Below are 24,576 nucleotides of genomic sequence, written 5' to 3' on the forward strand. Positions count from 1 at the left end.
GCGGAATGCATGATCCGTACGCCGGCGCTCAGCCGGCGAGGTCGCCGAACCGCGCCTGCAATGCGGCGATCGCGGCCATGCCGGCGGTCTCGGTGCGCAGGATCCGCGGCCCCAGACGCAGGCCACCGAAACCCGCGGCGACCAGCGCCGCGCGATCGTTCGGCGACCAGCCGCCTTCCGGACCGATCGCAAGCACGACGCCGTTCGACGGTGCCGGCATCGTCGCGATGCCGGCCTCCGCTTCGGGGTCGAGCAGCCAGCGCGAAGCCTCCGCCGCCAGGTCGGCCAGTGCGGCCGCGAGTGATCGCGGCGCCGCGACCTCAGGCACGCGCGTGCGCCAGCTCTGTTCGCAGGCCGACACGACGACGCTGCGCCAGTGCGCATGCCGCTTGCCCGCGCGTTCGGCATCGAGTTTCACCTCGCTGCGGTCGCTCGAGACCGGCACGAACGCGGTGACGCCCAGCTCGGTCGCCTTCTGCAGGATCCAGTCCATCTTTTCGCCGCGGGCGATGCCCTGGACCAGGGTGATCGACAGTGGCGATTCCAGGTCGATGCTGCGCGTGGCGACGATCTCGGCCACCGCACCGCGCTTGTCGGCACGCACCAGCCGCGCGTCGTGGTCGTGGCCGTCGCCGTTGAACAGCACGCAGGCATCGCCTTCGCGCAGGCGCAGCACGCGCACCAGGTGCGCGGCCGCGTCGTCGGGCAATTCGACCTGGTGGCCGACCGTCAGCGGCCGGTCGACGAAGGCGCGGATCACACGCACGACGTCGCCACCTCGATGGCTTCGGCGGTGACCTCAGCCAGCAGTTGCAGCTGCGCGTCGTCGATGCAGTAGGGCGGCATCCAGTACAGGATGTCGCCGAGCGGTCGCAGCAGCACGCCGCGCTCGACGGCGTGGCGATAGGCGCGCAGGCCGATCCGCAGCGCGGGGTCGAACGGCATGGCCTTGTCACCGTCGCGCGTCAATTCGAACGCCACGACCATGCCGGTCTGGCGCAGGTCCGCGACATGGCGGTGCGCGCCGATCTGCGCGGCCAGCGTCGCCATCTTCGTGGCCGTGTCGCGATTGCGCGCGAGCACGTCGTCGGTTTCGAAGATGTCGAGAGAAGCCAGCGCCGCCGCGCAGGCCAGCGGATTGCCGGTGTAGCTGTGCGAGTGCAGGAAGGCGCGTTCGCGCGAGACGTCGAGGAAGCCGTCGTACAGCGCCTGCGTCGCCAGCACCGTCGACAGCGGCAGGAAGCCGCCGGTCAGGCCCTTCGAAAGACACAGCAGATCCGGCTGCACGCCTGCCTGCTCGAAGGCGAACAGCGTGCCGGTGCGGCCGAAGCCGACCGCGATCTCGTCGGCGATCAGGAACACGCCGTGCACGTCGCACAGCTCGCGCACGCGCTTGAGATACACCGGGTCGTGCATGCGCATGCCGCCGGCGCACTGGATCAGCGGTTCGAGGATCAGCGCGCAGATCTCGCCGGCGTGTTCGTCGAGCAGATGCGCCAGCGCATCGGCCGTATCCTCGGCGTGGCCGGCAGCGCTCTGGCCTGCGCGTGCCTCGTAGGCGTCGGGGGAGGGCGCGAACACCGCTTCGCACAGCAGCGGCGCATACACCCGGCGGTACAGCGGAATGTCGCCGACCGCCAGCGCGCCCAGCGTTTCGCCGTGATAGCCGTTCTGCAACGCGACGAACTTGGTCCGGCGCGGTTCGTCGCCGCGGTTCTGGAACCACTGGAACGCCATCTTCAGCGCGACTTCGACACCCGCCGAACCGTTGTCGGCATAGAACACCTTGCGCAGCGGCGGGCGACCGGGCTCGCGCGGCGCGATGGCGAGCAGGCGTTCGGCCAGTTCGACCGCCGCCGGATGCGTGCAGCCGGCGAGGATCACCTGCTCGAGCGTGCGTGCCTGCCGGCCGATCGCTTCGGCGATGCGCGGTTCCGCATGGCCGTGCAGATTGGTCCACCAGCTGCTGCCCGAATCGAGGATCCGGCGGCCGCCGGCCTCGACGAGCCACGCGCCTTCGCCGCGCACGATCGGCAGCAAGGGCTGCGTATCGGGATGCTCGCGCATCTGGGTGCAGGGGTGCCAGACCGCGGCGAGGTCGCGGGTCCGCCAGTCGTTGCCGTCGGCTAGAATGGCCGCATCGTGAGTCTGTCCAGTCATCCACACATTATCGCCCCGCATCGCCGGCCCCGTGCAGGCGGAGGCGCGCGGGCATGAGCAGGGCGCTGCCGACCATCCACGACGTCACCGAGCACGAAGCCGCGCTGTATCGCATGGAGCGGCTCGATCTGGAGTTCTCCAACGGCGAGCGGCGCCTGTACGAGCGCCTGCACGGACGCGGCCATGGGGCGGTCATCGTCGTACCGATGCGTGATGACGACACCGTGCTGCTGGTGCGCGAGTACGCGGCCGGGTTCCATCGCTACGAGCTCGGCCTCGTCAAGGGCCGCATCGATGCCGGCGAGACCGCGATCGAAGCGGCGAACCGCGAGCTGAAGGAAGAGATCGGCTTCGGCGCCCGTCGCGTCGAGGCGCTGCGTTCGATCTCGCTGGCGCCGCAGTACATGAGCCATCAGGCGACGCTGGTCGTCGCCCGCGATCTGTATCCCGAGCGTCTGGCCGGTGACGAGCCCGAAGAGCTCGAAGTCGTGCCGTGGAAGCTCGACGACCTGCACGAGCTGATCCTGCGCGAAGAGTTCTCCGAGGGCCGTTCGATCGCCGCGCTCTTCATCGTCCGCGACTGGCTGCGCCACCACGGTGGCTGAGGCTGCCGGTCCCGTGAGCGCGCAGGTGCGCGAGGGCGTGATCGCGATCGCGCATGCGGCGGCCGCGGCGATTCTCGAGGTCTATGCCGAGGACTTCGACGTGGTCCGCAAGGCCGACGCCAGCCCGGTCACGGCCGCCGATCTCGCCGCGCATCGCGTCATCGTCGACGGCCTGCAGGCGCTCACGCCGGACATCCCGATCCTGTCCGAGGAAGCCGTGCACGCGGTGCCGTTCGAGACGCGCCGCCATTGGCCGCGCATGTGGCTGGTCGATCCGCTCGACGGCACGCGCGAGTTCGTCAAGCGCAATGGCGAGTTCACGGTCAACATCGCGCTGATCGAGGATGGCGTGTCGGTGTTCGGCGTGATCCAGGCGCCGGTGACGGGCGTGCTGTGGCACGGCGCGCCGGGCGACGGTGCGTTCCGGCGCGATGGCGAGGCGGAGGTCGCGATCCACGCGCGACGCATCGCCAGCGGCGACGTGCTGCGCGTCGCGGCCAGCCGCTCGCATCGCGACCCGCGCACCGATGCGCTGCTCGCACGATTGGGCGACAGCGAGCCGGTCGCGCTCGGCTCGTCGCTGAAATTCTGCCGGCTCGCCGAAGGGGGCATGGACGTCTATCCGCGCTTCGGGCCGACCAGCGAATGGGACACCGGCGCAGGGCAGGCGATCCTCGAAGCCGCCGGCGGCGTGGTGCTCGACCCGCAGGGCCGGCCGTTCCGCTACAACCGGCGCGACACCATCCTCAACGGCGACTTCATCGCGCTCGGGGATCCGACGCTGCCGTGGCGGGACTGGGTCTGAGCGGACGCCGCGCGCATCCTGCCGGTGCCGCAGCTGCGATTGAGCCAGCTTCGACCGGCGCACACCAGGACACGACGATGCACGACACCAACCCGGGACTGGCACGGCTGCTCGGGATCATGGCGCGCCTGCGCGATCCCGACGGCGGTTGCCCCTGGGACCTCAAGCAGGATTTCTCGACGATCGCGCCCTATACGATCGAGGAAGCCTACGAGGTCGCGGATGCGATCGATCGCGGCGACATGGCCGGCCTGCGCGACGAACTCGGCGACCTGTTGCTGCAGGTGGTCTTCCACGCGCAAATGGCCCGGGAGCAGGGCGCGTTCGGATTCGAGGACGTGGCGACCGCGATCGCCGACAAGATGGTGCGCCGGCATCCGCACGTGTTCGGCGATGTGGACGTCGACGATGCCGATGCGGTCAAGCGCAACTGGGAGCAGATCAAGCAGGCCGAGCGCGCGGCTGCCGGCGACACCGACACCTCGGCGCTGGCCGGCATCGCGCGCGGCTTGCCGGAATGGCAGCGGGCGGTGAAGCTGCAGAACCGCGCCGCGCGCGTCGGCTTCGACTGGCCGGGCGCGCTGCCGGTGATCGACAAGCTGCACGAGGAGATCGAGGAAGTCCGCGCGGAATTCGCTGCGGTCGCCGCCGATCCGGACGATGCCGCCGCGCAGGACCGGCTCGAGGAGGAACTGGGCGATCTGCTGTTCGTCGCCGCCAATCTCGCGCGCCATGCGAAGGTCGACGTCGGCGCCGCCCTGCGTCGCGCCAACCACAAGTTCGAACGTCGCTTCCGCGCGATGGAGGCGATGGCCGACGCGGACGGCCAGACGCTCGCGGGCCAGTCGCTCGACGCGCAGGACGCCTACTGGAATCGCGCCAAGCAGGCCGAGCGCGACGCATGAAAACCTTCGCGCTGTTCGTGGCGACGGCGTTCTTCGAGATCGTCGGCTGCTACCTGCCGTGGCTGTGGCTGCGCAAGGACGGCAGTGCGTGGTGGCTGGTTCCCGCCGCCGCGGCGCTGGCCGCGTTCGTATGGCTCCTGACGCTGCATCCCACCGCATCGGGTCGCGTGTACGCCGCCTACGGCGGTGTCTACGTCGCAGTGGCGCTGGTCTGGCTGTGGCGCGTGGACGGCATCGTGCCCAGCCGCTGGGATCTGGCCGGCGCCGCGCTGTGCCTGTTGGGCATGGCGGTGATCATGTTCGCGCCGCGTCCGGCTGGCGGTTGACGCGCTGCGGCGCCGGTGCGATCAATGTCGCATCGAACGCCTGCCCTGGGAGGATGCATGCGCCGGTTCGCGAGCTTCCGCGAGTTCTATCCCTTCTATCTCGGCGAGCACGCGCATCCGGTGTCGCGGCGCCTGCATTTCATCGGCAGTTGCGGCGTGCTGGCGCTGATGGGCGTCGCGCTGTGGCAGCGCAACGGCTGGTGGGCGCTGGCCGCGCTGGTCTGCGGCTACGGTTTCGCGTGGGTAGGGCACTTCTTCTTCGAGAAGAACCGCCCGGCCACGTTCAAGCACCCGATCTATTCCTTCATCGGCGACTGGGTGATGTTCAAGGACATCCTGACCGGCCGCATCCGCTTCTGAGCGGCGCCATCACTCCAGGAAGATCAGCCACGCCGCGACCACGATCATGCCGAAGCCGGCCCAGTGGTTCCATTTCAGCGGCTGGCCCAGATACCAGGTCGAGAACCCGGCGAACACCAGCAGGGTGATCACTTCCTGCATGCCCTTGAGCTGCGGCGCGGAGTAGACCGCTGCGCCGATGCGGTTGGCCGGCACCATCAGCAGATATTCGAAGAACGCGATGCCCCAGCTGACGACGATGACCGTCAGGATCGGCACCGTACGGTGCTTGAGGTGTCCGTACCAGGCGAACGTCATGAAGATGTTCGAGCCGACCAGCAGCAGGATGGGCAGATAACGCTCGTAGCCGGGCATGACGGCGGGTCCACAGACGGGGAAAGGCGCAGAGCGTAGCGCCAAGCCCGGTGCGATGGTGCGGCACACGAAATCTTCACGAACCGTGCACTGCCAGCACATGTAAATTCACAAAGCTTAATCCACGCATCCAGCACGGGAGTTCGTACATGCGCGCAGGTCAGGAACCGGGGGGCCTCGTCCTCATCGTCGAGGACAACCGCAATATCTCCGAGATGGTCGGCGAGTATCTCGAAGGCCGCGGCTTCGAGGTCGACTACGCCTCCGACGGTCTGGACGGCTACCGTCTGGCGACCGAGAACAGCTACGACGTGATCGTGCTCGACCTGATGCTGCCGCGTCTGGACGGCATCGAGGTCTGCAAGCGCCTGCGCGAGGATGCGCGCAAGTCGACGCCGGTGCTGATGCTGACCGCGCGCGACACGCTCGACGAAAAGCTGACCGGCCTGAGCTCGGGCGCCGATGACTATCTGACCAAGCCGTTCGCGATCCAGGAGCTCGAGGCGCGCCTGCGCGCACTGATCCGTCGCGAGCGCCGCCAAGTGGGCTCGGAAGTGCTCAAGGTCGCCGACCTCGTGCTCGACCCGGCCAGCATGCGCGCCACCCGCGGCGGCACCGAGCTGCAGCTCTCCCCGATCGGCATGAAGCTGCTGACGATCCTGATGCGCGAGTCGCCGCGCGTGGTGAACCGCCAGGAGATCGAGCGCGAGATCTGGGGCAACAGCCTGCCCGACTCCGACACCCTGCGCAGCCATCTCTACAACCTGCGCAAGATCATCGACAAGCCCTACGACAAGCAGCTGCTGCACACCGTGCAGAGCGCGGGCTACCGCATCGCCGACATCGAGCAGTCGCCGGCCTGAGCCGACGACGCGCTTCGACGATGCCCCAGGGGCTTCCCAACCGCATCCGCGATGCGTTCACCTTCCAGGCGGTGATCGCCGGGATGACGCTCATCGTCTGCGTGATGACCGCGGCCTTCATCGGCCGCGAGGTCGTCGCGCGGCAGTGGCTGCGGGCCGAGGCCGACGCATGGTGGCAGGTGCGACGCACGGACGCGGCGTATCCGCCGCCGTTCGGCGTGAACCTGCAGGGCTATTTCCTGCCCGACGACGGCGAGCTGCAGGCGATCGTGAGCGGCGACCGCGCGGTCGCCAACCTCGTCTGGTTCAAGGGCGCGCCGGAAGGTTTCTCTTCGCGTCGCGACACCGAGGGCGTGCTGCTGGTCGACCGCCGCGAGGGCGGCACGCTGTACCTCGCCGCCTCGCTGTCGCTGTTCGACCGGATTCTCGCGCTGGCGGCAGGGGGCCTCGCGCTGCTGATGGTGGCGACGATGTTCGTGGTCTCGTGGATGACCTACCGCACCTCCAAGCGCATGGTGCTGCCGATCCACCGGCTCGCCGACGAGGTGGGCCGCTGGAACCCGTCCGACGACGACGACGGCGTGCCGCCGGCGCTGTCGCCGCGCAGCGATGCCGGACGCGAAGCGCAGGCGCTGTCGAGCGCCCTGCACGGTCTGGGCGAACGCATCGGCTCCTTCGTGCGCCGCGAGCGCGAGTTCACCCGCGATGCCAGCCACGAGCTACGCACCCCCTTGACGGTGATCCGCGTCGCCAGCGACATGATCGCCGCCGACCCGGCCACGCCGCCGCACCAGCAGCGACCGCTGCTGCGGATCCGCCGTGCGACCCAGGACATGGAAGCGGTGATCGACGCGCTGCTGGTGCTGGCGCGCGAGCGCGGCGTCATGCCGCAGAGCGAAGTGTTCGACGTCGTCGAGGTGATCGAAGAGGAACTCGACAAGGTGCGGCCGCTGTTCGAGGGCAAGCAGCTGACATTGGATCTCGACATCCGCAGCCGACCGAAACTGGACGCGCCACCGCGCGTGCTCGGCGTGATGCTCGGCCATCTGCTGCGCAACGGCTGGGCGTTCACCGAGAGCGGCGGCGTGGACGTGGTGGTCGAGCGCGACCGCATCATCGTCCGCGACACCGGCATCGGGATGAGCGCCGACGTGCTCAAGCGCGTCTACGACCCGTTCTACCGCGCTGACCCGTTCGCGCAATCCGGCAAGGGCATCGGTCTGTCGATCGTGCGCCGGCTCGGTACGCGCTTCGGCTGGCCGGTGGCGCTCGAGAGTGCGCCGGGCGAGGGCACGACGGTCACGATCGTGCTCGGCGACCGGCTGGTCTGAACCGGGGCCCACTCCGCCGCGTGTGCTGACGTCGCGGGGAACGAAAAAGCGCATGCGCCGGTCAACTGGACGTCACGCGATGCGTTAGCGTCTCCAGTTGCCCGCAAAGACCATCTCCATGTCGACTCGCCCCAAGCCCCGCCGTCGTTCCCTCATGCGTTTCCTGCCGCTGGTCGTCATCGTGCTCGTCGCTGCCGGCGGTCTGTGGTTCTGGTCGCAGCGCAGCGCCGCCGATGCCGAGGGCGCGTGGCGCACCACGCCGGTCGAGCGCGGCGACATCCGCGTGGTGATCTCGGCCACCGGCACGCTCAGTGCCACTTCGACCGTGGTCGTGGGCAGCCAGGTGTCGGGCCAGATCACCGAGGTGCTGGTCGACTTCAACGACGCCGTCGAAGAGGGCCAGGTGCTCGCACGCATCGATCCGGCGACCTACCAGGCGCAGATCGAGCAGGGCTCGGCGCAGATCAACAGCGCGCGTGCCTCGCTGTCGCAGGCGCAGGCGACGCTGCGCAATGCGCAGCTCGATTACGACCGCAAGGCCGCGTTGTCGGACCAGCAGCTCGTGGCCCGCAGCGACGTGGACCTGGCGCGCGCGGCGCTCGACCAGGCACGCGCGCAGGCGACTGCGGCGCAGGCGCAGATCGTGCAGCAGACGGCGTCGACGCAGACCTCGCGGATCAACATGGAGCGCACCGTGATCCGGTCGCCGGTGAACGGCACGATCCTGACCCGCTCGATCGAGCCCGGCCAGACGGTGGCCGCCAGCCTGCAGGCGCCCGAGCTGTTCACCATCGCCGAAGACCTTCGCAAGATGCGCATCGAACTCGCGGTCGACGAGGCCGACATCGGCCAGGTGCAGGTCGGCCAGACGGTGACCTTCACCGCCGACGCGTTCAATGACCGTCGCTTCAAGGGCACCGTGGAGCAGGTGCGTCTGGCGGCGACGACGACCAACAACGTGGTGACCTATCCGGTGGTCGTTGCCGTGGACAACGCCGACGGCACCCTGCTGCCGGGTCTGACGGTCAACGCCGAGATCGAGGTCAGCAATCGCGAGAACGTGCTGAAGATCGCCAACGCCGCGCTGCGCTACCGGCCGGCCGATGCCGCCGACATCGCCGCGGCCGCGCGTCCGGAGGGCGGCAACGCACCGCGCGGCGGCGGTCTGGCCGATGACCTCGTCGCGGCGGCGGCGTCGATGCAGCTCACCGCGTCGCAACAGGCTGCATTCGATACCGCGCTGGCAGCGATGCGCGAGCGTCAGCAGGCGCAGCGTCCGGCAGCGCAGGGCGCCGGCGCGCGTGGCAATGCCGGTGGCCCGCCGCCGGGCATGATGGTGATGGGCGGCAGCCGCGACCCGAGCGTGCAGGCGCAGATCCGCCAGCGGATGATGGACCGGTTCCAGCAGACCTTCGCCGGGTTCGCCGCTACGCTGGATGCGAACCAGCGTGCGCAGTGGAACCGCACGCTGGCCGCGACCGTCGGCGCGACGCGCGTCACCGTGTACCGGCTCGTCGACGGCAGTCGCGAAGCGGTGCCGGTGCGGCTGGGGGCCAGCGACGGCAGTTCGACCGAGGTGTCGGGCGGCGTGTCCGAGGGCGATCTGATCGTCACCGGCGAGCGCGCGGCCGCACGATGAGCACGCCCATGGACGTCGCGCGGCCACCGGTCATCGAGACCCGCGCGCTGGAAAAGGTGTACTCGGCCGGCACCGAGGCGGAAGTCGTCGCGCTGCGCGGCGTGTCGCTCGCGATCGCGCATGGCGAGTTCGTCGCGATCATGGGGCCATCGGGCTCAGGCAAATCGACGCTGATGAACCTGATCGGCTGTCTCGACACGCCGACGGGCGGGCAGTATCTGTGTGACGGCATCGACGTGGCCACGCTCGACCGCGAAGCACTCGCGCAGCTGCGCCGCGACAAGATCGGTTTCGTGTTCCAGGGCTTCAACCTGCTGCCGCGCATGAGCGCGCTGGAGAACGTGGCGATGCCGCTGGGGTACGCGCGCGTGCCCAACGAGGCGCGCGCCGACCGCGCGCGCGAAGCGCTGGCGGCGGTGGGCTTGGAGAACCGCGGCAGCCACCGGCCCAGCGAACTGTCCGGCGGCCAGCAGCAGCGCGTGGCGATCGCACGTGCGCTGATCAACCGGCCGCCGGTGTTGCTGGCCGACGAACCCACGGGTGCGCTGGACACGAAGACCGGCGAGGAAATCCTCGCGCTGTTCAAGCGTCTGCGCGACGACGGGCACACCGTGGTGCTGATCACCCACGATCCCGAGGTCGCCGCACACGCCGACCGCACCTTCGTCATGCGCGACGGGGAGCTGCACGAGGAAGGCCCCTACGACACGCGCGTCCGCGCGCACACCGGAGTCGTGCCATGACCTTCATCGACGTGCTGCGCACCGCGATCTTTGCGCTGCGCGGCAACTGGATGCGCAGCGCACTGACTTCGCTGGGCGTGATCATCGGCATCGCGGCGGTGATCGTCATGGTGTCGGTGGGCCAGGGCACGCAGGCCGAGATCGACCGCATGGTCTCGGGCCTGGGGTCGCAGCGGCTCGACATCTCGCCCGGCTCGCGCCGCACGCCCGGCGGCGCGCGCCAGGCCGGCAGCAGCTTCTTCACCCTGAGCGAGGGTGATGCCGAGGCGATCCGCAGCGAGATTCCCGAAGTGCAGCTGGTGTCGGGGTCGCTGCGCGGCAGCAGCCAGATCGTGTTCGCCGAGAAGAACTGGGCCAGCAGCTGGCAGGGCGTGCAGCCGGATTTCTTCGAGATCAACGGCTGGACGATCGTCGACGGCTCGGGCTTCGAGCCGCAGGACTACAGCGGCGCCGGCAAGAACGTGATCATCGGCGAGACCGTACGCCGCGAACTGTTCGGCGACGACAGCGGCATCGGGCAGACGGTGCGCATCGGACGTACGCCCTTCGTCGTGGTCGGCGTGCTCAATGCCAAGGGACAGGGTGGGTTCGGCCAGGACCAGGACGACGTGATGATGGTGCCGCTCGAGACCGGGCGCCGGCGTCTGCTCGGCGCGATGGGCATGCCGGCCGGTGCGGTGATGCAGATCGCGCTGACGGTCGGCAATGCCGATGATCTGCCCTACGTGCAGGGCGAGGTCGAAGCCCTGCTGCGGCAGCGGCACCGCATCGCCCCGGGCGCCGACGACGATTTCAGCGTGCGCAACATCTCCGAGATCGTCGCCACGCGCACCGCGACCACGCGGTTGATGTCGCTGTTGCTGGGCGCGGTCGCGACCATTTCGCTGATCGTCGGCGGCATCGGCATCATGAACATCATGCTGGTGTCGGTGACCGAGCGGATCCGCGAGATCGGCCTGCGCATGGCCGTCGGTGCGGGTCCGGCAGACGTACGCCGACAGTTCCTCGCCGAGGCGATGCTGTTGTCGTTGGGCGGCGGCGTGCTGGGCATCGCGATCGGCGTGGGAGGCGCGCTGCTGGTCGGGCGCTTCAGCGATCTGCCGACCGCGCTCAACAGCCAGGTCGTGCTGCTGGCCGCGGGCTTCTCGGTCGCGACCGGTCTGTTCTTCGGCTACTACCCGGCGCGCAAGGCGTCCGAGCTCGATCCGATCGACGCTTTGCGTCAGCAGTGATCCGCCGCGCGATGAAAAAGGGCGCCCGAGGGCGCCCTTTTCCGTGCGTGCCGGGTCGTGCCCGGTCAGCGCGTGTAGAGCAGGCGATTGGGCGAACCGCTGCCCGGGTTGCTGATCCGGTTCGTGGTCGCGTTGCTGTAGAGCCAGTTGCGGACCGTCGCCGGCGAGGCCGACGGATTGTTGGTCAGATACAGCGCGGCGGCGCCGGCGACATGCGGGGACGCCATCGAGGTGCCGCTGATGGTGTTGGAGGCCGACGTGCTGGTGTGCCAGGCCGACGTGATCGAGCTGCCGGGCGCGAAGATGTTGACGCAGCTGCCGATGTTGGAGAACGACGACCGCGCATCGGTCGAGGTCGTCGAGCCGACGGTCACCGCGTTGGCCACGCGCGCGGGCGAGTAGTTGCACGCATTGGCACCGTTGTTGTTGCCGGCCGCGACGACCACGGTGACGCCGCTGTTGATCAGGTTGTTGGTCGCATTGTCGGTCGCGGTCGACGCCGGCCCACCGAGGCTCATGTTGGCGACGGCCGGCAGCACGCGGTTGGCGCGCACCCAGTCGATGCCGGCGATGATCGTGGAATTGGCGCTGCCACCGGTGCAGCCGAACACGCGCACCGGCACCAGACGCACCTGTTTGGCCACGCCCCAGGTCGTGCCGCCGACGGTGCCGGCGACGTGGGTGCCGTGACCGTTGCAGTCGTTGCTGCCGCGCCCGTCGTTGATCGCCGAATATCCCGACAGCAGGCGCGAGCCGAACTGCGTGTGACCGGTGCGAATGCCGCTGTCGATGATGTAGGCGCGCACGTTCGCGGCCAGCGGGTCGTAGACGTAGGTGCCGTTCAAGGGGCGATCGCGCTGGTCGATGCGGTCCAGCCCCCAGGTCGCGCCGGTCTGCGTGGCCGACAGTTCGACGTAACCGTCTTCCTCGATGAAATCCACGCGTGGATCGTTGAGCAGCGCGGCCAGCTTGCGCTTGTCGGCGTTGACGACCATGCCGTGCAGCGCGTGCGTGTAGAGCTGCGACACCTTGAGGTCGTGCTGGGCGGCGATGTCGACGACGCGCTTTTCGACCTCCGCGGCGATGGCGGCATCGGGTGAGGCGACCAGCGCCTTGTCGAGCCGGCCGGCCAGGCGGTCGGCGTCGACGCGTTCGCGGATCTCGTCGCTGTTGAACACGACGATGTACTGGCCGGGGATCGGGTTTTCGACGGTCTTCAGCTCGGCAGCGAAGACGGGCGGGACGAGGACAGCGGACACGGCGAGAGCAAGCAGGCGCTTCTGGATCATCGGTGCATTCCCTTGGAAGATGGCTGTCGACTTGCGATGGATCCCCTGTTCCGCCGGCATCGCGATGAGCTGCGCCGCACCGGTCGAGCGACGCTGGCGGGCATGGTTGCGACTGTCAATGAATGCGCACGCCTGCACACGCTGTCGCCAGTCGCGACGTGCCGGGCGGCACGGAAAACGGCCTGAAATCGTTTCAATGCCGGATGGGACGCATTCCCATCGCGCAGGATCGGCAAGATCGCGAGGCGCCGCACGGTACGCGTCACGGCATCACCGGCATGAAAAAGGCCGCGTCGAACGACGCGGCCTCTCGTCGACGGACGCGACGGTCAGCGCACCAGGAAGGGCCCGATGATGTCCTTCCACAGCGCATAGCCGGCGGCGTTCATGTGCAGCCGGTCGGCGATGAAGAGGTCCTCGCGCGGTACGCCCTCGGCATCGAGCATCGGCGTGAACACGTCGATGTAGGCGACGTTGCGCTGGGTCGCCGCCCAGGCGCGCAGTGCGTTGTTGGCATCGCGCTGGACGTCGAGCAGGTTGGCGCGCGAGGGGCTGGGCTTGATGCCGAGCAGGGCGATCGGCGTCCCGGGCTGGGTGTGGCGGATACGTGCGACGAAGGCCTCGGTGTCGGCCAGCACCTGGGCCGCGCTGCGGCCTTCGGCGATGTCGTTGTCGCCGGCGTAGAGCACGATCTGGCGCGGCTTGTAGCGCAGTGCGACTTCGTCGGCGTACCACACCGCGTCACGGACCTGCGACCCCCCGAAGCCGCGGTTGAGGACGACGACGTCCGGGAAATCGGCAGCCAGCGTCTCCCACATCCGCACCGACGAGCTGCCGGTGAAGACGACCGGGCGGGCAGGCGGCGGCGTGGCCGCGTCCTCGGCGGCGAAGCGCGCCATGTCGGTGGCCCATTCGGGCGACGACACCGGGTCCAGATCGGCGGGCACGCCGCCACCGGTGGCGCAGCCGGCGAGCAGTGCCGCCATCAGGATCGCGGCGGCGCCGGCGGCGCGGAACGGGGTCGAAAACGGGATGCGCACGGGTCGCTCCTGGTCGGATCGGCCGGCCAGTCAACCAGCCGTCGCCCGGCATTGCAAACCGCGACGCCCTTGGCGCGGCGGACGATGTGTCAGAATTGCCGCAACACGACCGGACCACCTTCCGCCCTCATGTCTCCGACTGTTCCGCGGCCCGCGACCGGCCGCTGCGTGGCGCGCCCCGTGCGTCGTGCCGCCCGGCAGGCGCGCTGAACGATGGCGGACGGGATTGGGCATCGCCCGCGGGGGCTGGGCCGCATGTTCAAGGCGACCGTCTGGTCCTGCCAGGGTCTGCGTGCCGCGTGGCTGCACGAATCCTCGTTCCGGCTCGAGGTCTACCTGCTCGCGGTGCTCGCGCCGCTGGCGATCTGGCTGGGCGCGAACGGCGTGGAGCGCGCGCTGTTGATCGGCAGCTGCCTGCTCGTGCTGGCGGTGGAGCTGTTGAATTCGGCCATCGAGGCGGTGATCGAGCGCTATGGCCCGGAATTCCACGAACTCGCCGGCCGGGCCAAGGACATGGGCTCGGCGGCGGTGTTCGTCACGATGATCAACGTACTGGTGGTGTGGAGTCTCGTTCTGCTGCCGCGCTGGCTGTGAGCGCGGCGACCGGGCACCGCACCGATCGACTTTCAAAGAGGATGTCTTCCCCATGATGGAATTGATCACCGATCCGCAGGTCTGGATCCTGCTGGTCACACTCAGCGCGATCGAGATCGTGCTCGGCATCGACAATCTGGTTTTCATTTCGATCGCGGTGTCGAAGCTGCCGCTCGAGCAGCGCGAGTTCGCGCGCAAGTTCGGCATCGCGGTGGCGTGCATCACGCGCATCGGCCTGCTGCTCACGCTCGCTTGGCTAGCCGGTCTGACCGATCCGCTGTTCGAAGCCTTCGGGCGCGGCATCTCGGTGCGCGACCTGATCCTGATCCTCGGCGGCCTGTTCCTCATCGTGAAGGGCGCGCTGGAGATCCGCGAGCAGCTCAAGGGCGACGACGACGAAGCGCACGGCACAGCCGGCAAGGTGACCGCCTCGTTCGGCGCGGTCATCGCGCAGATCGCGGTCATCGACATCGTGTTCTCGCTGGACTCGGTGATCGCGGCGGTCGGCATGGCCGGCGACTACGTGCCGGTGATGGTCTGCGCGATCCTGCTGGCGGTGACGGTGATGCTGATCGCCGCCCAGCCGCTGGGCAAGTTCATCGACGCCAACCCGACGGTCAAGATGCTGGCGCTGGCCTTCATCGTGCTGATCGGCGTGTACCTGCTGCTCGACGGCGTGGGCATGCACATTCCCAAGGGCTACATCTACGGCTCGATGGGCTTCTCGGCCGCGGTGGAACTGCTGAACCTGTGGGCCAAGCGCAACGCGATGCGTCAGCGCGGCGAATACACGCCGCCGGTGGACGAGCCGCGCGACCCGATGCCGCGCTGATCCGATGTCGATCATCCTGCACCAGATCGATCCGATCGCCCTCCACCTGCCGCAGGTGGGGTCGTTCCATCCCTCGGTCCACTGGTACGGCGTGATGTACCTGTTGGGCTTTGCCAGCGCCTGGCTGCTGGGCCGCGCACGCATCCGCGCCGGGCGTCTGCCCGGCGTGGACGCCGAGAAGTTCGGCGACCTGCTGTTCTACGGCATCCTCGGCGTGATCCTCGGGGGCCGGATCGGCTATGTGCTGTTCTATGCGACCGGCGAGCTGTTCGCCAACCCGCTGATGCTGTTCAAGGTCTGGGATGGCGGCATGAGTTTCCACGGCGGCCTGCTGGGCGTACTGGCGGCCGCATGGTGGTGGTCGCGTGCGCAGCGCCTGCATTTCTTCGACGTCATGGATTTCGTCGCGCCGCTGGTGCCGCTGGGCCTGGGCTTCGGCCGCATCGGCAACTACATCGGCGCCGAACTGTGGGGCAAGTACACGCAGGCCGGCTGGGGCGTGGTGTTCCCCACCGACCCGGCGTTCCGCGGCTGGTCGGCCGAGCGCCTGCAGGCGGAATTCGCCACCGGCGCGCTGGACCAGTTCGCCCGGCATCCCTCGCAGCTCTACCAGGCCTTCCTCGAAGGCCTGACGATGTTCGTGCTGCTGTGGGTGTTCTCGCGTAAGCCGCGACGCCGCTATGCGGTCTCGGGTCTGTTCGCGCTCCTCTACGGCGTGTTCCGCTTCCTCGTCGAGTTCGTGCGCGTACCGGATGCGGATCTCGGCTACCTGGCCTTCGGCTGGCTGACGATGGGGCAGGTGCTGTCGCTGCCGCTGGTGGCGCTGGGCCTTTTCCTGCTGTGGCGTTCGCGCACCGCGCCGATGCTGATGCCGGTGGTGTCCCTCGCAGGCAAGGCGGACTGACATGCAGCCCTATCTCGATCTGCTGCGCCATGTGCTCGAGCACGGCAGCGACAAGTCCGACCGCACCGGCACCGGCACGCGCAGCGTGTTCGGCTGGCAGATGCGCTACGACCTGCGCGAAGGCTTTCCGCTGGTCACGACCAAGAAGCTGCACCTGCGCTCGATCATCCACGAGCTGCTGTGGTTCCTGAAGGGCGAGACCAACATCGCCTATCTCAAGGACCACAAGGTCGGCATCTGGGACGAATGGGCCGATGCGAACGGCGAGCTCGGTCCGGTCTATGGCAAGCAGTGGCGCCGCTGGACGGGCAGCGACGGCCGGGAGATCGACCAGATCCGCTGGGTCGTCGACGAGATCCGTCGCAACCCCGACTCGCGCCGCCTGATCGTCAGTGCCTGGAACGTCGGCGACCTGCCGGCAATGGCGCTGATGCCCTGCCACACGATGTTCCAGTTCTACGTCGTCGACGGAAAGCTCAGCTGCCAGCTCTACCAGCGCAGTGGCGACATCTTCCTCGGCGTGCCCTTCAACATCGCCAGCTATGCGCTGCTGACCCATATGGTCGCGCAGGTGTGCGAGCTGGGCGTAGGCGATTTCGTGCATACGCTGGGCGATGCGCACCTGTATTCGAACCATTTCGAGCAGGCGCGCGAGCAGCTCTCGCGCACCCCGCGCTCGCTGCCGACATTGAAGTTGAATCCGGACGTCGACGATCTGTTCGCGTTCCGCTTCGAGGACATCGTGATCGAAGGCTACGACCCGCTGCCTGCGATCAAGGCGCCGGTCGCGGTGTGAGCGCGGTGCGGCTGTCGCTGGTCGCCGCGATCGACCGCAGGCGTGGCATCGGTCGCGGCAACGCGATGCCCTGGCATCTGCCCGACGATTTCCGCCACTTCAAGGCGCTGACGCTCGGGCGACCGGTGCTGATGGGCCGCAAGACCGCCGAGTCTCTGGGGCGCGCACTGCCGGGCCGGACCAATCTCGTGCTGACCCGCAGCGGTCGCGTGCCGTTCGAGGGTATGCAGGCGGTCGCGTCGCTGGACGCGGCGATCGCGATCGCCGCGGAGCAGGGCGCGGGCGAACTCTGCGTCATCGGCGGCGGCGAGATCTACGCCCTGGCCCTGCCGCACGCGGACGTGCTGCAGCTCACCCGCGTCGATACCGTGGTCGAAGACGCCGATGCATTCTTCCCGGCGTGGGATCCGGCGCAGTGGCGCGAGGTCTCGCGCACGCACCACCAATCCGACGCGACACACGCGCACGTCTTCGATTTCGTCGAGTACCGCCGGGCGGACTGAAAACGCGCGCCCGCGCAGGATCGCCCTCAGCTCGGCTTGCGCGGCGGCAGGCCGGACACATCGCGTCCCGGTACCTGCACCACGCGCAGCGTCTCCGCATCGAGCTGCAGCGCGGTGAGCTTGCCGCCCCAGACGGCGCCGGTATCGAGCGCATGCACGCCGTGGCCGATGAACAGACCCAAGGTGGACCAGTGGCCGCAGACGATCTTCAGATCGCGTTCCGCGCGGCCGGGCACTTCGTACCAGGGATAGATGCCGGGCTGCTGGGTGCCGGGCGTGCCCTTCTCCTCGAACGCGATACGTCCGCGCGGCGAGCAGTAGCGCATGCGCGTGAACATGTTGATGATCGCGCGGTCGCGGTCGTAGCCGGTGAGGTTGGGCGACCACGCCGGCCGATCGCCATACATGTTGCGCAACAGCTTCTTGTAGCCGGGGCCGCGCAGCTTGTGCTCGACCTCGCGCGCGTGCCGCTGGGCGAGTTCGACATCCCAGCGCGGCGCGAGGCCCGCGTGCAGCATCATCCAGCCGAGCTCGCGATCGACGTGCAGCAACGGGCAGGTGCGCAGCCAGTCGAGCAGCACGTCGCGGTCGGGCGCGAACAGCACGCCCTGCAGATCGGCATTGACCTTGCGCTGGTCTTCCTCACGGCGCTCGGCGATCGCCAGCAGCGACAGGTCGTGGTTGCCGAGCACGCTGACCACGTTGTCGCGGAGCGAATGCACGAGGCGCAGGGTCTCGACCGATTCACCACCGCGATTGACGAGATCGCCGCAGAACCAGAGCGTGTCCACGGCCGGGTCGAAGCGGATCGCCTCGAGCAGCCGCTGGGTCGGGCCGTAGCAGCCCTGCAGATCGCCGATCGCCCAGACAGCCATCAGTGCAGGGTTCGCGGGATCGAGAGCGTGAACGCGGGAATCGGCGCGTCGAACTGCGCACCGTCGTCGCCGACCATGTCGTAGGAACCTTCCATCGTGCCGACGGCCGTCGAGAGCACCGCACCCGAGGTGTAGGTGAAGGCTTCGCCGGGTTCCAGGCGCGGCTGTTCGCCGACCACGCCGTCGCCGTGCACTTCCTCGATCCGCCCGTTGGCGTCGGTGATGACCCAGTGGCGGGCCATGAGCTGGGCCGGCAGGCGGCCGATGTTGCGGATTCGGATGGTGTAGGCGAACACGTAGCGGTCGTCGTCAGGCGTCGATTCCTCGTCGAGGAAGCGCGTCGCGATCTGGATCTCGAGGGTGTAGTCGGCAGTCTCGTCCATGTCGTGGACAGTGTAGCCGCAGGCCATGAATGCTTCGACTACGCAGGCGGCACGTAATTGGCCAGACGCACGAAATCGGCGACCGCGAGCTGCTCGGCGCGCGCCTGCGGATCGATGCCGGCGGCGGCGATCGTGTCGGCCTCCATCAGGGTCGACAGCGCATTGCGCAGCGTCTTGCGGCGCTGGCCGAACGCGGCGCGGACGATGTCGGCGAAGCGGCGCGGATCGTCGATGCCGACCTGCGATGCGGGCCGCGGTGTCAGACGCACGACGGCCGAGTCGACCTTCGGCGGTGGGCGGAACGCGCCCGGGCCGACGACGAACAGCATCGTCACCGTGCAGTAGGCCTGCAGCATCACCGACAGGCGGCCGTAGACCTTGCTGCCGGGGCCCGAGGCCATGCGCTCGACGACTTCCTTCTGCAGCATGAAATGCATGTCGGTGATGACCGCGGCATGGTCCAGCGCGTGGAAGAGGATCGGCGACGACAGGTTGTAGGGCAGGTTGCCGACGAGACGGATCGGCCCGTCACCCGCGAGCGCGGTGAAGTCGACGTCCAGCACGTTGGCGTGGATGAGATCGAGCGTGCCGTGCGCGGCGGCCTGCAGCGTCAGCGGTTCAAGCAGGTCACGGTCGAACTCGATCGCGGTCAGCGCGCCGTGACGCTTGAGCAGCGGGAACGTCATCGCGCCCTGGCCGGGGCCGATCTCGACCAGACGCTCGCCCGGCTGGGGATTCACCGCGAGCACGATGCGCTCGACGACGCCGCGCTCGTGCAGGAAGTTCTGGCCGAGTGATTTCTTCGGCGGTTCGGTGAAGCTGCCGGGTGTGGCGGAATGACGGTTCATGCGGTGCGTGTTCGGTTCAAAGGAGGCGCGTGCCGGGCGCGACGTCGCCGTCCGGCACGCACAGGCGTACGTGGCCGTCGGCATCGTGGAAGCCGGTAACCAGACACTCGGACATCAGCGGTCCGATCTGCTTGGGCGGAAAATTGACCACGCCCACCACCAGCCGGCCGACCAGCGTCTGCGGCGTGTAATGCGCGGTGATCTGTGCACTGGACTTGCGCACACCCAGTTCCGGGCCGAAGTCGACGTGGAGGATGTAGGCCGGGCGACGCGCCTGCGGGAACGGCTCGGCCGACACCACGCGGCCCACGCGCAGGTCGACGGCCATGAAGTCGTCCCAGCCGATGACGCCGCTCATGCGCGCAGCCGCCGGTTGCGGCCGAGGATCGCGCACTGGTCGATCGCCGCGAACAGGCTCGACGGATCGGCGCGACCGGTGCCGGCCAGCTCCAGCGCGGTGCCGTGATCGACCGCGACACGCGGATAGGGCAGGCCGAGCGTGAGATTCACCGCCGACTCGAAACCGCTGTACTTGAGCACCGGCAGGCCCTGGTCGTGATACATCGCCAGCACAGCGTCCACGCCCTCGAGTCGCGCGGGCAGGAATGCGGTGTCGGCCGGCAGCGGGCCTTCCAGATCGAGTCCTTGCGCACGCAGGCGCTCGAGCAGCGGCGCGATCGTTTCGACCTCCTCCATGCCCAGGTGCCCGGACTCGCCGGCATGGGGGTTGAGGCCCAGCACCGCGATGCGCGGCGCGGCGATGCCGAAGTCGCGGCGCAGCGAGGCGTCGAGAATGCCGATCACCTGTTCGAGCAGCGGCGCGGTGACCGCGTCGGGCACCGCACGCAGCGGCAAATGCGTCGTCGCGAGCGCGACGCGCAGGGCCGGGTTGGCCAGCATCATCACCACGTCGCAGCCGGCGTCGTCGGCGAGCAGTTCGGTGGTGCCGGTATAGGGCACGCCACCGGCATTGATCGCGGCCTTGTGCACGGGTCCGGTGACCATGCCGTCGAAGCGGCCATCGCGACAGCCGGCCGCGGCATGCAGCAGACCGTCGATGACGCTGCGGGCGTTGCGCGGGTCAGGCGTGCCGAACGGCGTGGCCGCGGCATGGGGCAGTTCGATCAGCCGCAGCGTACCGGGCGCCACGTCGGCGGCTTCGGCATCGGTGAAGTCGATGTCCAGGCCGATCGCATCGGCCGTGCGCTGCAGCGTGGCGCGATCGCCGATGGCGACCAGATCGGCGTCGACCTCGCGCCAGGCGGCGCGGATGCACAGTTCCGGCCCGACGCCGGCCGGCTCACCCGGGACCAGCGCCAGACGGGGGCGGGACACCTCAGCCGCCGATCTCGGGATCGCGGTTGGCGCCGATGCGGATGCTGACGTAGGCCTCGCCGCGCAGTTCGCGCACGTAGCGGTCCCACTCGTCCTCGAGCTTGCGCTGGCCGATGGCCTCGCGCGCCTGCGCACGACGGTTGCTGTCGTCGCCGGCGGTCTGGCGCGTGGCCTGGCGCTGCACGATGTGCCAGCCGGCCTGGGTGCGGAACGGCTGCGACACGTCGCCATCTCCGAGCGCCGCGACTTGGCCGCCGAAGTCGGGGCCGAATTCGTCCTGGGTGAACCAGCCGAGATCGCCGCCGTTGGCCTTGGTGCTGGCGTCCTCGGAATCCTCGCGCGCGACCTCGGCGAAGTCCGCGCCACCGGCGATGCGGGCACGCAGGCTGTCGGCCTTGGCCTTCGCCGCGGAATCGTCGCCGGGCTGGCCGCGGATCAGGATGTGGCGGGCCTGGTACTGGGTGACCGTGCCGGCCGCGGCACCGTCGGCGGCCTCGCGACGATCCACCAGCTGCAGCAGCTGGAAGCCGCTGGGGCCGCGGATGGGGCCGATGACCTGGCCGGGCTCGAGGCTCGTGACCGCGTTGGCGAACGCGGCCGGGATTTCCTGCGGGCTGCGCCAGCCCAGGTCGCCGCCTTCGAGCGCGTTCGGGCTGTCGGAATAACGCACCGCGGCCGCGGAGAATTCCATTTCGTTGCGATCGAGCAGGCTCTTGATGCCGTCGACCTTCTGCTGGCCGGTCTGGATCTGTTCCGGGGTCGCGCCTTCCGGCAGCGCCACCAGGATGTGCGCGAGACGGTACTGGGTGCCCGTCGCCTGCGCGGACAGCGCGGCGTCGACTTCGGCGTCGCTGACCGAGATGCGGGTCTGGGCGAAGCGCTGGCGCATGCGCTGGATCATCAGCTCCTCGCGCAGCGAGGTACGGAAATCGTCGAACGACATGCCGTCACCGGCCAGCTGCTGGCGCAGCTGGTCCATCGTGAAGCCGTTCTGCTGCGCGATCGCGGCGACGGCCTGATCGACGTCCTGGTCGCTGACGCGCACGCCGGTACGCGAGGCATTGGCGGTCTGCAGACGCATCGAGATCAGGCGCTCGAGCACCTGGCGCTCCAGGATCTCCTGCGGCGGCAGCTGGTCCTGGCGGGTCGCGTACTGGCCGCGGATGTTGGACACCGCACGGTCGAGCTCGCTGGCGAGGATCACGTCCTCGTCGACGACGGCGGCGATGCGGTCGAGCGGCTGCAGGTCCTGGGCGTGCGCGGTCGCGGCGAACAGCAGGGCGGCGGCCGCGAGGGTGTGGATCAGTGTCTTCATTGGCTCAGGCCGGGAGTCAGGGTTTCATCGTCGTCGCTGTTGCGCAGCTCCGACGGCGGCACGAGATAGAGGTCGTCGCGGTAATACCCGAGAATAGCACGGCGCAAACGGTCTTCCGTGTTGGGGCCGGCCGAGCCCAGACCCTTCAGTTCAAGTTCGAACATGATCGCGTTGTTCAGCTCGCCCTGGCGATTGCGCAGATAGCGGCGGCCGACCACGCGGGCGGCGAGACAGCAGCTGTCCCACTGCACGCCGGCGACCGCTTCGAGCAGCCGGTTGTCGGTGAACGAGTAGTAGTAACGGCCGACCAGGCTCCATGCGGGGCTGATCGGATACAGGAAGGACAGGTCGGCCTGCTCGATGAGCTCCGCGCGGCGGCGATAGGCGAAGTTGACGATGCCCTCGTCGCCGATCAGGTACCGCGTGCGCAGCGACATCAGGTCCTCGCGGCGGAACTTGGGATCCCACTGGTAGCCGGCGCTGACCGTCCAGCGGTCATTGATGGCGTAGGTCGCGTCGCTGACCCAGGCCGAGCGGCCCTGCTCCACCAGCGCCTCGCCAGGCGTGGTCACGCGCGAGTCGGACAGGTAGACGATCTGGCCGAGGCTGGCCGAGAGCTTTTCCTGGCCGTCCGACTCGCGGATCAAGCGCGTGCTCACGGCGAGCGTGACCTGGTTGGCGTCGGCCTGGCGGTCGGCGCCGGAGTAGCGGTTGTCGCGGAACAGCTGGCCCCAGCCGAAGGTCAGCGGCGAGGTGTCGAACAGCGGCAGCGCGTCCTGGTTGCGGTAGGGCGAGTGCAGGTAGAACAGGCGCGGCTCGAGCGTATGCAGATAGTCCTCGTCGCCCCAGCGCGTGTTGCGGTCGAAGAACAGGCCGGCATCGAGCGAGGTGATCGGCTGGCCACGGCTGGGCGCGTCGTCGCGATACTGCGCCAGCGCATCGGCCGGGACCGGCTGGCCTGCCGGAATGCCGAGCTCGGCGCGGGCGCGCTGGTCGGCGATGCGGTCGGCCAGCACGCGGTCGAGCGCGTAGTTGGTCTGGCGATAGGCGACGGTCGGACGCACGAACCAGGCCGCGCCTTCGAACGGCAGCGAGACGTAGGGTTTGACGTCGACGCGCGTGCCGCCCGGACGCGCGGCCTCGTCGATGTGCGCGAAGCGCGTGGCCGTGGTGTCGACGCCGGCGACAATCCAGTTGCCGTACGGGCGCTGCCAGTTGAACGAGGCATGCGGCAGGCGGTTGTAGGGCAGGATCGACTCGGGCAGCGTGTAGTCGGTCAGCAGCTGGTAGTCGCCGAGCACCGAAGCGTTCCAGTAGCCGCGATCGCCCGAGCTGCCCTGGCCGAACACGCCCAGCGTGCTCAGGGCATTGATCGACGAAATGCCGTCGACGTTGTTGCTCGAATCCTCAAGGTAACGCGGGTCGCTCATCCAGGTCAGGTTGGTGCGGCCCTGCCAGCCGGGGCTGATGTCGTAGGAGCCGCCGAAGGACAGGAACGCGCGGTCCTCCTTGCGGCGGTTCTCGACGATCGGCACCTGCTCTTCCTCGAGCTCGCGCTCGCGGGTGGTGAGCTTGTCGGAGGGCAGATACGCCACGTCCAGCTCGCCACGCGTGCGGTCGCCCATGAAGCGGAATTCGGTCCCCAGCTGCACGCCGCGCCGGCTCATGAAGCGCGGCTCCAGCGTCATGTCGAAGTTGGGCGCGAGGTTGAGGTAGACCGGCTGGGTGTAGTCGAAGCCGTTGCGGCCGGACTGCGAGATGCGCGGGAACAACAGGCCCGACAGGCGGCGCTCGTCGATCGGGAAGCGGAACCACGGCACGTACAGCACCGGCACCTTGCCCACGCGCAGGGTCGCGTTGCGCGCGGTGCCCATGCCCATGTCGCTGTCGATGTCGATCTGGCCGGCCTTGAGTTCCCACCAGCGATCGCTCGGGGTACAGGTCGAGTAGGTCGAGCCGAACAGCGCGCCGATGGTGCCGTCCATGCGGATGTGATCGGCGCCGCCGTTGCCGCGGCGGGCGGTCAGCTGGTAGCGAACCGCGTCCATGCGATAGGACTCGGCGATCGTGTCGCCCTCGACGCGGTCGGCGACGATGCGCATGCCGCGGTCCTGGTAGCGCACGTTGCCCTGGGCGACGAAGGTGCCGTCGTCCTGGGAGAACTGCAGATCGTCCGTGCCCAGGAACTGGTCGCCGCGGCGCAGGGTCACATCGCCACTGACGTTGCCGGTGAAGTCGCTGTCGATGCCGGCCAGCCCGTCGAACTGGTCGCCGTCGATGTCGGTCGGCTGCTTCTCGCGGTCCTCGACCGTGCCCACCGGGGCCTGCGCATCCTGGAACGCCGGCACCGCGTCCTCGATCGGACACAGCACCCAGTAGTTCGGTCGGAGCGGGTCGGCGGCGTGGGCGGACAGCGAGACGGCGATGCAGAACGGAAGGGGAAGCAGGCGGAGGGCTGTGCGCACGGCGGGTCCGTTCAGCGGGAAAAACGGGCGCCAGCATGACCGATCGCCGGTGCAGCGGCAATGCACGTCCCACA

At 68.9% G+C, this 24,576-nt stretch carries 27 protein-coding genes; 15 read left to right on the top strand and 12 right to left on the bottom strand.

What is annotated here, in order from left to right; all coding sequences use genetic code 11:
• Positions 1–28: 28 nt before the first annotated feature.
• Together E2F49_RS13120 and bioA are read right to left on the bottom strand one after the other, a co-directional pair.
• A complete protein-coding gene (locus tag E2F49_RS13120; protein ID WP_133394292.1) occupies positions 29–766 on the bottom strand; it encodes a 16S rRNA (uracil(1498)-N(3))-methyltransferase in 738 nt (245 codons plus the stop codon).
• The gene (gene bioA / locus E2F49_RS13125) at positions 757–2,160 is read right to left on the bottom strand and encodes an adenosylmethionine--8-amino-7-oxononanoate transaminase (RefSeq protein ID WP_133394293.1); all 1,404 of its coding nucleotides are present in this window, start codon (positions 2,158–2,160) and stop codon (positions 757–759) included. The genes E2F49_RS13120 and bioA overlap by 10 nt, the downstream gene beginning before the upstream one ends.
• Positions 2,161–2,213: 53 nt before the next feature.
• On the opposite strand from bioA, the gene nudE reads away from it, so the two are divergent.
• From nudE to E2F49_RS13150, 5 genes are all read left to right on the top strand, one after another.
• Positions 2,214–2,765, top strand: coding sequence for an ADP compounds hydrolase NudE (nudE, locus tag E2F49_RS13130; RefSeq protein ID WP_133394294.1), 552 nt, complete (start codon positions 2,214–2,216; stop codon positions 2,763–2,765).
• Positions 2,758–3,570 carry a 3'(2'),5'-bisphosphate nucleotidase CysQ gene (gene cysQ, locus E2F49_RS16660; protein WP_133394295.1) on the top strand — a complete coding sequence of 271 codons (813 nt, stop codon included), beginning with the start codon at positions 2,758–2,760 and terminating at the stop codon, positions 3,568–3,570. The genes nudE and cysQ overlap by 8 nt, the downstream gene beginning before the upstream one ends.
• 77 nt (positions 3,571–3,647) lie before the next feature.
• The gene (gene mazG, locus E2F49_RS13140) at positions 3,648–4,475 is read left to right on the top strand and encodes a nucleoside triphosphate pyrophosphohydrolase (protein ID WP_243713598.1); all 828 of its coding nucleotides are present in this window, start codon (positions 3,648–3,650) and stop codon (positions 4,473–4,475) included.
• A complete protein-coding gene (locus E2F49_RS13145) occupies positions 4,472–4,801 on the top strand; it encodes a YnfA family protein (protein WP_055246676.1) in 330 nt (109 codons plus the stop codon). The genes mazG and E2F49_RS13145 overlap by 4 nt, the downstream gene beginning before the upstream one ends.
• Before the next feature lie 57 nt (positions 4,802–4,858).
• On the top strand, positions 4,859–5,161 hold the full coding sequence (locus E2F49_RS13150) for an Mpo1-like protein (protein ID WP_133394297.1): 303 nt from the start codon (positions 4,859–4,861) through the stop codon (positions 5,159–5,161).
• Between the two features lie 9 nt (positions 5,162–5,170).
• Here the strand turns inward: E2F49_RS13150 and E2F49_RS13155 are convergent, their stop codons facing one another.
• The gene (locus E2F49_RS13155) at positions 5,171–5,515 is read right to left on the bottom strand and encodes a DMT family protein (protein WP_133394298.1); all 345 of its coding nucleotides are present in this window, start codon (positions 5,513–5,515) and stop codon (positions 5,171–5,173) included.
• Positions 5,516–5,664: 149 nt separating this feature from the next.
• On the opposite strand from E2F49_RS13155, the gene E2F49_RS13160 reads away from it, so the two are divergent.
• The 5 genes from E2F49_RS13160 to E2F49_RS13180 all read left to right on the top strand — a co-directional run bounded on the left by E2F49_RS13160 (position 5,665) and on the right by E2F49_RS13180 (position 11,323).
• Positions 5,665–6,378, top strand: a complete 714-nt coding sequence (locus E2F49_RS13160; RefSeq protein WP_055246682.1) for a response regulator transcription factor — start codon at positions 5,665–5,667, stop codon at positions 6,376–6,378.
• Between the two features lie 20 nt (positions 6,379–6,398).
• Entirely contained in the window at positions 6,399–7,709 is a 1,311-nt protein-coding gene (locus E2F49_RS13165; RefSeq protein ID WP_055246685.1) for a sensor histidine kinase, read from the top strand.
• 154 nt (positions 7,710–7,863) lie between these two features.
• Positions 7,864–9,348, top strand: coding sequence for an efflux RND transporter periplasmic adaptor subunit (locus E2F49_RS13170; RefSeq protein ID WP_243713599.1), 1,485 nt, complete (start codon positions 7,864–7,866; stop codon positions 9,346–9,348).
• Positions 9,345–10,091, top strand: coding sequence for an ABC transporter ATP-binding protein (locus E2F49_RS13175; protein ID WP_243713600.1), 747 nt, complete (start codon positions 9,345–9,347; stop codon positions 10,089–10,091). Before E2F49_RS13170 ends, E2F49_RS13175 begins: the two co-directional genes overlap by 4 nt.
• On the top strand, positions 10,088–11,323 hold the full coding sequence (locus tag E2F49_RS13180) for an ABC transporter permease (protein ID WP_133394300.1): 1,236 nt from the start codon (positions 10,088–10,090) through the stop codon (positions 11,321–11,323). Before E2F49_RS13175 ends, E2F49_RS13180 begins: the two co-directional genes overlap by 4 nt.
• 65 nt (positions 11,324–11,388) lie before the next feature.
• Here the strand turns inward: E2F49_RS13180 and E2F49_RS13185 are convergent, their stop codons facing one another.
• Both E2F49_RS13185 and E2F49_RS13190 read right to left on the bottom strand, forming a co-directional pair.
• A complete protein-coding gene (locus E2F49_RS13185) occupies positions 11,389–12,612 on the bottom strand; it encodes a S8 family peptidase (protein ID WP_133394301.1) in 1,224 nt (407 codons plus the stop codon).
• 329 nt (positions 12,613–12,941) lie between these two features.
• Positions 12,942–13,598 carry an SGNH/GDSL hydrolase family protein gene (locus tag E2F49_RS13190; protein WP_133394378.1) on the bottom strand — a complete coding sequence of 219 codons (657 nt, stop codon included), beginning with the start codon at positions 13,596–13,598 and terminating at the stop codon, positions 12,942–12,944.
• Positions 13,599–13,865: 267 nt separating this feature from the next.
• Between E2F49_RS13190 and E2F49_RS13195 the strand changes: the two genes are divergently transcribed.
• The 5 genes from E2F49_RS13195 to E2F49_RS13215 are packed head-to-tail and all read left to right on the top strand — an operon-like array spanning position 13,866 to position 17,281.
• Positions 13,866–14,246, top strand: a complete 381-nt coding sequence (locus E2F49_RS13195) for a diacylglycerol kinase (protein ID WP_133394302.1) — start codon at positions 13,866–13,868, stop codon at positions 14,244–14,246.
• Between the two features lie 52 nt (positions 14,247–14,298).
• Positions 14,299–15,078, top strand: coding sequence for a TerC family protein (locus E2F49_RS13200; RefSeq protein ID WP_133394303.1), 780 nt, complete (start codon positions 14,299–14,301; stop codon positions 15,076–15,078).
• A 4-nt stretch (positions 15,079–15,082) separates the two neighbouring features.
• Entirely contained in the window at positions 15,083–15,982 is a 900-nt protein-coding gene (lgt, locus tag E2F49_RS13205) for a prolipoprotein diacylglyceryl transferase (protein ID WP_133394304.1), read from the top strand.
• Between the two features lies 1 nt (position 15,983).
• Positions 15,984–16,778, top strand: a complete 795-nt coding sequence (locus tag E2F49_RS13210) for a thymidylate synthase (protein WP_133394305.1) — start codon at positions 15,984–15,986, stop codon at positions 16,776–16,778.
• A complete protein-coding gene (locus tag E2F49_RS13215; RefSeq protein WP_208004905.1) occupies positions 16,775–17,281 on the top strand; it encodes a dihydrofolate reductase in 507 nt (168 codons plus the stop codon). The genes E2F49_RS13210 and E2F49_RS13215 overlap by 4 nt, the downstream gene beginning before the upstream one ends.
• A gap of 26 nt (positions 17,282–17,307) precedes the next feature.
• On the opposite strand, the gene E2F49_RS13220 is transcribed toward E2F49_RS13215, so the two are convergent.
• Genes E2F49_RS13220 through lptD form a run of 7 tightly spaced genes read right to left on the bottom strand, consistent with a single transcriptional unit; the run spans position 17,308 to position 24,502 of the window.
• Entirely contained in the window at positions 17,308–18,156 is an 849-nt protein-coding gene (locus E2F49_RS13220; RefSeq protein ID WP_133394306.1) for a symmetrical bis(5'-nucleosyl)-tetraphosphatase, read from the bottom strand.
• On the bottom strand, positions 18,156–18,539 hold the full coding sequence (gene apaG / locus E2F49_RS13225) for a Co2+/Mg2+ efflux protein ApaG (RefSeq protein ID WP_133394307.1): 384 nt from the start codon (positions 18,537–18,539) through the stop codon (positions 18,156–18,158). Before apaG ends, E2F49_RS13220 begins: the two co-directional genes overlap by 1 nt.
• Positions 18,540–18,577: 38 nt before the next feature.
• Positions 18,578–19,387: a 16S rRNA (adenine(1518)-N(6)/adenine(1519)-N(6))-dimethyltransferase RsmA gene (gene rsmA, locus E2F49_RS13230; RefSeq protein ID WP_133394308.1), complete on the bottom strand. Its 810-nt coding sequence runs from the start codon at positions 19,385–19,387 to the stop codon at positions 18,578–18,580.
• A gap of 16 nt (positions 19,388–19,403) precedes the next feature.
• Entirely contained in the window at positions 19,404–19,745 is a 342-nt protein-coding gene (locus tag E2F49_RS13235) for a tRNA-binding protein (protein WP_133394309.1), read from the bottom strand.
• Positions 19,742–20,722: a 4-hydroxythreonine-4-phosphate dehydrogenase PdxA gene (gene pdxA / locus E2F49_RS13240; RefSeq protein ID WP_133394310.1), complete on the bottom strand. Its 981-nt coding sequence runs from the start codon at positions 20,720–20,722 to the stop codon at positions 19,742–19,744. The genes E2F49_RS13235 and pdxA overlap by 4 nt, the downstream gene beginning before the upstream one ends.
• Before the next feature lies 1 nt (position 20,723).
• Positions 20,724–22,037: a peptidylprolyl isomerase gene (locus E2F49_RS13245; protein ID WP_133394311.1), complete on the bottom strand. Its 1,314-nt coding sequence runs from the start codon at positions 22,035–22,037 to the stop codon at positions 20,724–20,726.
• Complete coding sequence (lptD, locus tag E2F49_RS13250; protein WP_133394312.1) at positions 22,034–24,502, bottom strand: LPS-assembly protein LptD; 2,469 nt, start codon at positions 24,500–24,502, stop codon at positions 22,034–22,036. The genes E2F49_RS13245 and lptD overlap by 4 nt, the downstream gene beginning before the upstream one ends.
• Positions 24,503–24,576: the final 74 nt, after the last annotated feature.

It is taken from the genome of Luteimonas terrae (assembly GCF_004358165.1).
Classification (GTDB): Bacteria; Pseudomonadota; Gammaproteobacteria; order Xanthomonadales; family Xanthomonadaceae; genus Luteimonas; species Luteimonas terrae.

What these genes read in the sequence shown, in the direction of transcription:
- E2F49_RS13180 (WP_133394300.1), top strand. Translation starts at nt 10,088, where the DNA reads ATGACCTTCATCGACGTGCTGCGCACCGCGATCTTTGCGCTGCGCGGC.
- mazG (WP_243713598.1), top strand. Translation starts at nt 3,648, where the DNA reads ATGCACGACACCAACCCGGGACTGGCACGGCTGCTCGGGATCATGGCG.
- E2F49_RS13145 (WP_055246676.1), top strand. Translation starts at nt 4,472, where the DNA reads ATGAAAACCTTCGCGCTGTTCGTGGCGACGGCGTTCTTCGAGATCGTC.
- E2F49_RS13200 (WP_133394303.1), top strand. Translation starts at nt 14,299, where the DNA reads ATGATGGAATTGATCACCGATCCGCAGGTCTGGATCCTGCTGGTCACA.
- E2F49_RS13170 (WP_243713599.1), top strand. Translation starts at nt 7,864, where the DNA reads ATGCGTTTCCTGCCGCTGGTCGTCATCGTGCTCGTCGCTGCCGGCGGT.
- E2F49_RS13190 (WP_133394378.1), bottom strand. Translation starts at nt 13,598, where the DNA reads ATGGCGGCACTGCTCGCCGGCTGCGCCACCGGTGGCGGCGTGCCCGCC.
- E2F49_RS13210 (WP_133394305.1), top strand. Translation starts at nt 15,984, where the DNA reads ATGCAGCCCTATCTCGATCTGCTGCGCCATGTGCTCGAGCACGGCAGC.
- apaG (WP_133394307.1), bottom strand. Translation starts at nt 18,539, where the DNA reads ATGGACGAGACTGCCGACTACACCCTCGAGATCCAGATCGCGACGCGC.
- E2F49_RS13175 (WP_243713600.1), top strand. Translation starts at nt 9,345, where the DNA reads ATGAGCACGCCCATGGACGTCGCGCGGCCACCGGTCATCGAGACCCGC.
- bioA (WP_133394293.1), bottom strand. Translation starts at nt 2,160, where the DNA reads ATGACTGGACAGACTCACGATGCGGCCATTCTAGCCGACGGCAACGAC.
- E2F49_RS13160 (WP_055246682.1), top strand. Translation starts at nt 5,665, where the DNA reads ATGCGCGCAGGTCAGGAACCGGGGGGCCTCGTCCTCATCGTCGAGGAC.
- E2F49_RS13150 (WP_133394297.1), top strand. Translation starts at nt 4,859, where the DNA reads ATGCGCCGGTTCGCGAGCTTCCGCGAGTTCTATCCCTTCTATCTCGGC.
- E2F49_RS13155 (WP_133394298.1), bottom strand. Translation starts at nt 5,515, where the DNA reads ATGCCCGGCTACGAGCGTTATCTGCCCATCCTGCTGCTGGTCGGCTCG.
- E2F49_RS13235 (WP_133394309.1), bottom strand. Translation starts at nt 19,745, where the DNA reads ATGAGCGGCGTCATCGGCTGGGACGACTTCATGGCCGTCGACCTGCGC.
- E2F49_RS13165 (WP_055246685.1), top strand. Translation starts at nt 6,399, where the DNA reads ATGCCCCAGGGGCTTCCCAACCGCATCCGCGATGCGTTCACCTTCCAG.
- E2F49_RS13245 (WP_133394311.1), bottom strand. Translation starts at nt 22,037, where the DNA reads ATGAAGACACTGATCCACACCCTCGCGGCCGCCGCCCTGCTGTTCGCC.
- E2F49_RS13185 (WP_133394301.1), bottom strand. Translation starts at nt 12,612, where the DNA reads ATGATCCAGAAGCGCCTGCTTGCTCTCGCCGTGTCCGCTGTCCTCGTC.
- rsmA (WP_133394308.1), bottom strand. Translation starts at nt 19,387, where the DNA reads ATGAACCGTCATTCCGCCACACCCGGCAGCTTCACCGAACCGCCGAAG.
- E2F49_RS13195 (WP_133394302.1), top strand. Translation starts at nt 13,866, where the DNA reads ATGGCGGACGGGATTGGGCATCGCCCGCGGGGGCTGGGCCGCATGTTC.
- nudE (WP_133394294.1), top strand. Translation starts at nt 2,214, where the DNA reads ATGAGCAGGGCGCTGCCGACCATCCACGACGTCACCGAGCACGAAGCC.
- E2F49_RS13220 (WP_133394306.1), bottom strand. Translation starts at nt 18,156, where the DNA reads ATGGCTGTCTGGGCGATCGGCGATCTGCAGGGCTGCTACGGCCCGACC.
- lgt (WP_133394304.1), top strand. Translation starts at nt 15,083, where the DNA reads ATGTCGATCATCCTGCACCAGATCGATCCGATCGCCCTCCACCTGCCG.